Origin of the sequence: Streptomyces sp. NPDC057702 (assembly GCF_042799315.1) — a bacterium.
Classification (GTDB): domain Bacteria; phylum Actinomycetota; class Actinomycetes; order Streptomycetales; family Streptomycetaceae; genus Streptomyces.
The window spans coordinates 1-7,870 of sequence record NZ_JBHVJC010000018.1; the positions used below are offsets into that span (position 1 = coordinate 1).

Annotated in this window: 5 protein-coding genes and 3 pseudogenes; 5 read left to right on the plus strand and 3 right to left on the minus strand. The window is 71.9% G+C overall.

Annotated elements, in window-relative coordinates; genetic code table 11:
- Positions 1-480: 480 nt before the first annotated feature.
- Positions 481-810: pseudogene (locus ACFVFR_RS15695) on the minus strand (winged helix-turn-helix transcriptional regulator); the annotation flags it as partial.
- Between the two features lie 316 nt (positions 811-1,126).
- Between ACFVFR_RS15695 and ACFVFR_RS15700 the strand changes: the two are divergent.
- The gene (locus ACFVFR_RS15700) at positions 1,127-1,999 is read left to right on the plus strand and encodes an SDR family oxidoreductase (RefSeq protein ID WP_383701708.1); all 873 of its coding nucleotides are present in this window, start codon (positions 1,127-1,129) and stop codon (positions 1,997-1,999) included.
- 258 nt (positions 2,000-2,257) lie between these two features.
- Positions 2,258-3,364 (plus strand): EamA family transporter RarD, encoded by a 1,107-nt coding sequence (gene rarD, locus ACFVFR_RS15705; protein WP_383701710.1) that lies wholly within the window; start codon positions 2,258-2,260, stop codon positions 3,362-3,364.
- Positions 3,365-3,606: 242 nt separating this feature from the next.
- On the opposite strand, the gene ACFVFR_RS15710 is transcribed toward rarD, so the two are convergent.
- Both ACFVFR_RS15710 and ACFVFR_RS15715 read right to left on the minus strand, forming a co-directional pair.
- Positions 3,607-3,978, minus strand: coding sequence for an SRPBCC domain-containing protein (locus ACFVFR_RS15710; protein ID WP_383701955.1), 372 nt, complete (start codon positions 3,976-3,978; stop codon positions 3,607-3,609).
- Positions 3,979-4,110: 132 nt separating this feature from the next.
- Positions 4,111-4,698 (minus strand): annotated as a pseudogene (locus ACFVFR_RS15715) (CGNR zinc finger domain-containing protein); the annotation flags it as partial.
- A gap of 199 nt (positions 4,699-4,897) precedes the next feature.
- Between ACFVFR_RS15715 and ACFVFR_RS15720 the strand changes: the two are divergent.
- The 3 genes and pseudogenes from ACFVFR_RS15720 to ACFVFR_RS15730 form a co-directional block, all read left to right on the plus strand.
- Complete coding sequence (locus tag ACFVFR_RS15720) at positions 4,898-5,356, plus strand: VOC family protein (protein WP_383701712.1); 459 nt, start codon at positions 4,898-4,900, stop codon at positions 5,354-5,356.
- A gap of 184 nt (positions 5,357-5,540) precedes the next feature.
- A complete protein-coding gene (locus ACFVFR_RS15725; protein WP_383701714.1) occupies positions 5,541-6,038 on the plus strand; it encodes a hypothetical protein in 498 nt (165 codons plus the stop codon).
- A 571-nt stretch (positions 6,039-6,609) separates the two neighbouring features.
- Positions 6,610-7,647: pseudogene (locus ACFVFR_RS15730) on the plus strand (M28 family metallopeptidase); the annotation flags it as partial.
- Positions 7,648-7,870 lie beyond the last annotated feature (223 nt).

A 7,870-nucleotide genomic window follows, 5' to 3' on the forward strand; every position in this document is an offset into this window, starting at 1 on the left:
AGCGAGCAACTCGACCACGCCATCGAGCACCAGGGCAAGGGCGACCTCGCCAGCCTCCTCCACGGCAACGACACCTGGACCGTCAACCACTGACGTCCGCCCAGACCGGATCGCCCCGGCCTGTCTGCCGGCCGCCGGCGCACGCCGGTGCGAGCCAGCCGGCCCGGTTCCGACACCTGTCGGTTCCGGGCCGGCGGTGTACGCAGAAGCCCTGGCACACCGCGCCGGCGTGCGCCACAGGGCGCCCGGCTGTCGCGGGCCACGCGGTCGGGGGCCCACGGCGCGCGACGGCGGGGCACCGGCATACCGCCGAGCACCCCGGCCCGCCGCCTCTCGCTACCGCCCGGCCGCCCCACCACGCGGGGCGCCTCGACCCGCTCGGGCAGCGGGCCGCGTGTCGTCCGGGTCGACCGACGCCCGGGCCGCTGCCCCGGCGCGTCGACCGGCGCGCGGCTCCACGCCGGCGCGCTGGCTCGCGTCCCGCCGCGCGTCGTAGCGCTCCCGCGCGGCCTGTACCTCCGGGACCCGGCGCTCCGACCAGCGGGCCAGGGCCCAGACCTGTCGCGCCGCCTCCTCACCCAGCGGGGTCAGGGAGTACTCCACGCGCGGAGGGATCACCGGATACGCCTCGCGGTGGACGAACCCGTCGCGCTCCAACGTCTGGAGGGTCTGGGCCAGCATCTTCTCACTGACGCCACCGACCCGGCGGCGCAGCTCGCTGAACCGGTGCGTCCGCTCCCACAACGCCGCCAGCGCCAGCACACCCCACCGGCTGGTCACGTGCTCCAGGACCAGCCGTGAAGGACACATCGGCGCGTTCACGTTCGGTGCGTGCGGCACACCGAGCGCTCCGAGCGGACCGTCGGCGACAGCCTCCGAACCCTCCGCCGCGCCCCCGTCGCCACCGACGACGCCGTGACCGCCGACGCCACGGTCCTCCGCGCCGTGAGCGACGTCGTGGTCGGCGGCGTACGGCCCGACGCCCGCCCCGCCCTCTATCCCCTCGTGTCCTCGCACGTCATAGCCCCTTCCCTTGGTATCAGTACCGTACTTCAAAGTGGGTACTTACGAATGTTTAGTGAGATGCCTACGGTGGCACGCATACCGTTCGACCAAGGAGATCCAGATGATCGTCGTCACCGGAGCCACCGGCCAGTTGGGCCGTCTCGTCGTGGAGGGGCTGCTGGCCAAGGTCGCCGCGGGCGAGCTGCCCGCCGGCCAGATCGCCGCCGTCGTCCGTGATCGCGCCAAGGCGGCCGATCTCGCGGAGCGCGGCGTCGAGCTGCGCGTCGCCGACTACGGCGACCCGCGGAGCCTGGTCGGGGCGTTCCACTCCGGTGAGCGCGTGCTGTTCATCTCGGGCAGCGAGGTGGGGCAGCGCGGACCGCAGCACCAGGCCGTCATCGACGCCGCCAAGGCAGCGGACGTCGCGCTCCTCGCGTACACCGGCATCCTGGGCGGCCCGAACGCCGACTTCCAGCTCGCCGCCGAGCACAAGGTGACCGAGCAGGCGATCCTCGACGCGGGGCTGCCGCACGTCTTCCTGCGCAACGGCTGGTACCACGAGAACCACACCGCGCACCTCGCGTCGATCCTTGAGCACGGTGCCGTCGTGAGCAACGCGGGCAGCGGGCGGGTGGCGTCGGCCGCGCGCGCCGACTACGCCGCCGCGGCCGTCGCCGTGCTGACCGGGGAGGGCCACACGGGCGCCGCCTACGAGCTGAGCGGCGACGTGGCCTGGAGCTTCGACGAGTACGCCGCCGAGATCGCGGCCCAGTCCGGCAAGGCGATCACGCACGCGGCTGTCACGGCCGCCGAGCACCGGGAGATCCTGACCGGCGCGGGCGTGCCCGAGCCGTTCGCCGAGATCCTGACCGATGTCGACGCGGCGATCGAGCGCGGCCTGCTGGCGGGGACGAGCGGCGACCTCTCCCGGCTCATCGGGCGCCCTACGACGCCGATCTCCGAGGCCATCGCGGCGGCTCTGGCGTTGCGCTGATCACGTCGCCGCCCGCCGACGGGCGGCGACGAATCGCTCCCGCGCAACCGCGAGTAGCCCGATATCGTCCCACGCTCCCGTCCTTTCCGCAGTTCAGCGGAGGTACGGGGGCGTGCGGCCCGGCTGTGGGCGACAGGGTGGTCCGTCTCACCCCGCTCCGCATGTCATGACCGTATGGCAGAACGAGGCTGACAGACGGGCCTTCGCGGCGCTACGTTCTGTCCGTCGCCACCACAGCGGGCAGCTCGGGAGGAAGCGTTGACGTCGGCCAACGAGGCGCGCACCGGACTTGTGTACGGGTTCGCCGCGTACGGCATGTGGGGACTGTTCCCCCTGTACTGGCCGCTGCTGGAGCCGACCGGCGCGGTCGAGATCCTGGCCCATCGCATGGTGTGGTCCCTGGGCGCCGTGGCCGTCATCCTGCTGGTGCTGCGCCGCTGGTCGTGGATACGGCCGCTGCTGCGGCAGCCCAAGCGCCTTGGTCTGATCGCCCTGGCCGCCACCGTGATCTCCGTCAACTGGGGCATGTACATCTGGAGCGTCAACTCGGGCCATGTCGTCGAGTCGGCGCTGGGGTACTTCATCAATCCGCTGGTCAGCATCGCCTTCGGGGTGCTGCTCCTGCGGGAACGCCTGCGCCCGGCACAGTGGGCGGCGGTTGGCGTCGGCGTGGCCGCGGTGGTCGTGCTGACCGTGGGGTACGGCAAGCTGCCCTGGATCGCGCTCACCCTCGCGTTCTCGTTCGGCACGTACAGCCTGGTCAAGAAGCGCATCGGGCTGGACGGTCTGGAGTCGCTGGCGGCGGAGACCGCGATGCAGTTCCTGCCGGCGCTCGGCTTCCTCGTCTTCCTGGGGGCGCGCGGCGACAGCACGTTCGCCACCGAGGGTGTGGGGCACGCACTGCTGCTGGCGGGCTGCGGCTTCATCACCGCGGTGCCCCTGATCTGCTTCGGGGCAGCCGCGGTGCGGCTGCCCCTGTCGACGATCGGGATGATGCAGTACATCGCGCCGACCTTCCAGTTCGTGCTGGGCCTCGTGGTCTTCCACGAGGAGATGCCCGCCGAGCGGTGGGCGGGTTTCGCCCTGGTCTGGCTCGCGCTGGCCCTGCTGACCTGGGATGCCCTACGCACCGCCCACCGGTCGCGGATCGCGCTGCGCGCGGCGGCGGTCCGTGCGGGCGAGGTCGCGGCGGTGCGCGCCGGCGAGGCGGTGGTCGCGGCCCACACCGCCGCCGGGCCAGCGGAGAGCGTCCCGGCCCCGGTCACCGCGACGACCGTCGAGCTCACCGCGACCGACCCGCTCCCGACCACGGGTGCGCCGGAGGTCCGTGGCGACAGCCCGGCGGCCGACGACCCGGCCCGCTGACGCGCCGTCGCCCCCGGCCGCCTCGGCCCCGAACACCCGCCTTCGCCTACGCGACCTCGGCACGGGCTGACCACGACGCCCGTCCCATCACGCATCCCGCCCGGGTCACGTGCCCGTCGCCCCGACGCGTCGGCCGTACGCCAGCCGGATCGCCTCGGCCCAGGCCCACCCGCCCAGGCGACTCGCCGTGGCCGGCTCCGTCGTCGACCCACCCTCCGCGAACTCGGTGGCCCGGGGGTCGGCTATCCCAGGGCGTCGGCCACCTCGGCTATCACCCGCCGCCAGTGCTCACGGCGACGGGCCCGCTCCTCCTCGTCGGCCAGCCGCTCCTGGTGGAACCGGAGCACGGCCTTCCCCCCTGACCGGGCCTGGGAGACGGCCACCTGGACAGTGGTGTCCCGGCCGCTGCCGGGGGCCCGGTGGGTGAGGCGGATGCGGTCGCCGGGCCGGTAGCCCCGGACCTCTCCGGAGGTGCCGTCGTCGGTCTCGTACGACGCTCCCTTCTCCTGGTGCAGCTCGGCACCCGGGCCGAGCCAGATGGCGATGCCCTCGTCGCCGCTGATGAAGTCCCACACCTCGGCCGGCGGATGGGGCAGGGTCTTGGAGACGCCGATCTCCCAACCGGCATCCCGCGTGCGACCGACGGGCTTCTCAGCAGCAGCGTCGACGGCGGTCCGCTCGACGTCGGCTCGTTGGGCGGGGAGCTGCTCGGGGTCGGCCGGCGTGCTGACAGACCGCTCGATGTCGGCCTGCCGGGCGCGCAGGGCCTTGACCTTGTGCACGTTCCCGCACCGCTGCATGGAGCACCATCGCCGACGGCCCGGCCGCGAGGTGTCCACGAAGAGCAGATAGCAGTTGTCCGTCGCGCACTGTCGTATCCGGTCCGCGTACGGCCCGGCGAAGAGTTCGATCGCGTCCCGGGCGACCGTCGAGAGGAGTTGCGCGCCGGTCGCCGGTCGCACCCAGCGCCGGTCGGACACACCTTCCAGACGGGGGGCGAGTGGCGGCCCGAGCGCTATCTCGTTGACCACATCGAGGTCAGCGGACTCCAACGGCTGACCGTGCGCCTGGTCGGTGGCCATCCGGAACAGCGCGTCACGCAACCGCTTGGCCTCCACCACCTCTTCGGCCGTCACCTCGATCTCCGGCGTGGGCCAAAGCCGTGACCGCGCGGCCCATCCGGCGAGGTCGGCCGGACCGTGCAACACCTCGTAGCGCACCCAGGGGCCCGGCCCGCCGGTCGGCACCAGCTCCAGACACAGCGCCCCGGGATCGAAGCGGTAGGGCGCCCCTTGGGGTGATTGGAGGATCAACCCTCTTGCCATCTCGCTCATGTAACCACTATAACTGGTTTCACGAGCTGAGGAGAAGAGGCGAACGGACGGGGAAGCGGCGAGACTCGAAGCACGAGGCCCGCCGCCATCACGACCGAAACCCGCGCCACCGACCTGGAGTGATCCGGGCGCGAAGGTCGTGGGGAGCAGAGCGCCCGCAGTCAGCTCACGGGGAATCCAACGGGGAGACGAGACAGACATGCAGCCCACACCACTCGCCTGGAAAGTCGTCATCGACGCCGGGGACCCACACCTCCAAGCCACGTTCTGGGCGGCTGCCCTGCATTACCAGATCGAGGACAACAGTCCCCTGATCGAGCGCCTGTTGGCGGCCGGAGTGGTCAGCGAGGGCGAGACCGTGGAGTTCCAGGGGCGCCGCGCCTGGCGCGACCTGATCGCCGTACGCCATCCCGACGACCCGCACGACCCGGGCAGCGACACGGGCCTCGGCCGCCGCATCCTCTTCCAGCGTGTGCCCGAGCCGAAGACCACGAAGAACCGACTCCATCTCGATCTCCACAGCGCGCCCGGCGAACGCGAGGACGAGATAGCGCGCCTGGAAAAGCTGGGCGCGAGAGCGCAGCGCCGTATAACCACCGCCGGTACCGAGTGGTGCCTCATGACGGACCCCGAGGGCAACGAGTTCTGCCTCCACTGACCGCCGCCGGCCCGCGCTCCCCCGCCTCCCCACGTCTGCCGGGGAGCGCGGGAACACCCACGGAGCGTCTCGTCCACGCCCCCACCCGCGGCCTCGGAACAACCTCTGGGCTCGCTCAAATCAGGGTTCGAATCCCCCTTGAGCGGAATGATCGTCACGACGACATTCGAGCGCGGGTGGGCCGATGAAGAGCATCATCACAGCACGAATGAAGACAGCCGCGCTGGCCGGCGCGACTGCCGCGGCCCTCATCGCGGGGGCGGCCAACGTGAGTTCGGACGGCACGCCGGCTGAGGCCGACAAGGGGCAACGCGCGGAGTTATCGCTGGCGAGCGAGGCCGCCGCCAGCCTGCCCAAGACCAGCTCAGAGCAGGTGCGCGTCCTGGAAGGCAGCGGGCGCGCATCGAGGCCCATCACCACCGGCACCACGAAGACACTCGCTTCCGGTCAGCGGCTGACCGTGGAGACCGTGTGCCTGGGCACGGGCAGCGTCACGGTCACCGCGACAGCGGGCGGCCCCACGAGGACCCAACGAGTGCGCTGCGTGGAAAGTGGAACCCACCGGGCCGAGACATCGCGCTTCACACTCACCACACAGGGGGCGGACGGCGTGCGCATCGCCGTCCGGCCGAACGAGGAAACCAGAGGCGGTCTCGCGTTCCGCGTACACGAGTCGGCCTGATCCCCTGCGTTCGTCAGCACGTCAGCACACCGCTCACGATCCGCCGCCTTGCGGCTCAGCGAGGGAGTCCACCAAGCCGCGCCCGCCCTCCGCCCTCGCCCCCAGCCTCTGGCCGGCCCCGCCCGACTCCCAGCCGGCCTCCAGCCAAGCGGGGCGAGCAGAAGGGCGACACGAGGAACAGAGCCAGACGCGAGGCGGGCATCCCGAGGCGGGGAGGAGCACCAGGGCAGGCGACAGGGCCCCGCTGACAGGGGGCCTGGCGGACAGAAGCAGGTGGGCCAACGTCGGGAAGGACCGAGGCAGGATGCCTGGAAGGGGGACCCGGGCGGGGCGGGCTCGGGCGGCGCGCGAGGGGCGGGGAGTGTCGCGACGGGGACTAGCGAGCGATATGCGACGTGTGGTGTCCGGTTTCCGCCTTGACCTCAGTGGAGCACGCACCAGAGCATCATGCACGCGTCAACTGCTCCCCTCGCCTCACCGTGGCGCTCTCTCGGCCTCATCATTCGGGCGTCGCCCAGCGAACTGTTCGTTCCGTCCCATCCGTTCGGATTTCGGAAACCTGGAGCCTCGTATGTCATCGCACCCCACGCGACGCACATCCTCGCTGCCCCGGAAGTCCTGGCTTCGCCGGGCCACCACGGCGACGGTCGCCGCAGGAGCCATCGCCGGGCTGGTCGTCACCTCGCCCACCGCCACGGCCTCGCCGGCCGCGCCCTCCACCGCCACGACCGATGCCAGGGCGGTGGGCCAGTCCGACGCGTCGACGTTCGCGGCGCCGGACATCCCGCTCGCCAACGTCAAGGGACACCTGAACCAGCTCCAGTCGATCGCCTCCAGCAACGGTGGGAACCGTGCCCACGGGCGTCCCGGCTATCGGGCGTCGATCGACTACATCAAGGCCAAGCTGGACGCCGCCGGGTTCACCACGTCCATCCAGCAGTTCACCGCGAGCGGCGCCACCGGGTACAACCTGATCGCCGACTGGCCGGGGGGCGACCCGCAGAAGGTGGTGGTGGCCGGCGCCCACCTGGACTCCGTGTCAGCGGGGCCGGGCATCAACGACAACGGCTCGGGTTCCGCCGCCATCCTGGAGTCCGCGCTGGCCGTCTCGCGCGCGGGGCTCAAGCCGACGCAACACCTGCGCTTCGCCTGGTGGGGCGCCGAGGAGCTGGGCATTCTCGGCTCGCGGCACTACGTGAACACCCTGCCCAGCACGGAGCGGTCGAAGATCAGCGCGTACCTCAACTTCGACATGGTCGGGTCGCCCAACCCGGGCTACTTCGTGTACGACGACGACCGGCGCCTGGAGGCGGTGTTCAAGGACTGGTTCGCGGCCAAGGGCGTGTCCACCGAGATCGAGACCGAGGGTGACGGTCGATCCGACCATGCCTCGTTCCAGCGGGTCGGCATACCCGTCGGCGGTCTGTTCACCGGCGCGGGGCGTACCAAGAGCGCGGCGCAGGCGCAGAAGTGGGGCGGCACGGCGGGCCAGGCGTTCGACCGCTGCTACCACCGGTCCTGCGACACGACAGCCAACATCAACGACACGGCGCTCGACCGGAACAGCGACGCCATAGCGCACGCGATATGGACGCTCGGCGCACCGAGCTGATCCCGCTCGCTGCCGGCACCTCGCGCAGCACGACGTACGGCACCCGCGAACAGATCGTGAAATGGGCGGTCTATGACGGCGGGCGGTGTACGTGGGGCCTCCGCGAAGTGTGAGTGGGTCGCGGCCGGGGACCGGCGTAGTCGCGGGTGTAGGGGGGCCCCGGGCGCCGGGGCCCGGCGGGGGCGGGCCGGGGGGGGGGCGCGCGCCCGGGGGGCGGGCG

Excerpts from the sequence above, each read along its gene's own strand:
- ACFVFR_RS15725 (WP_383701714.1), top strand. The coding sequence starts at position 5,541 with ATGAAGAGCATCATCACAGCACGAATGAAGACAGCCGCGCTGGCCGGC.
- ACFVFR_RS15700 (WP_383701708.1), top strand. The coding sequence starts at position 1,127 with ATGATCGTCGTCACCGGAGCCACCGGCCAGTTGGGCCGTCTCGTCGTG.
- ACFVFR_RS15720 (WP_383701712.1), top strand. The coding sequence starts at position 4,898 with ATGCAGCCCACACCACTCGCCTGGAAAGTCGTCATCGACGCCGGGGAC.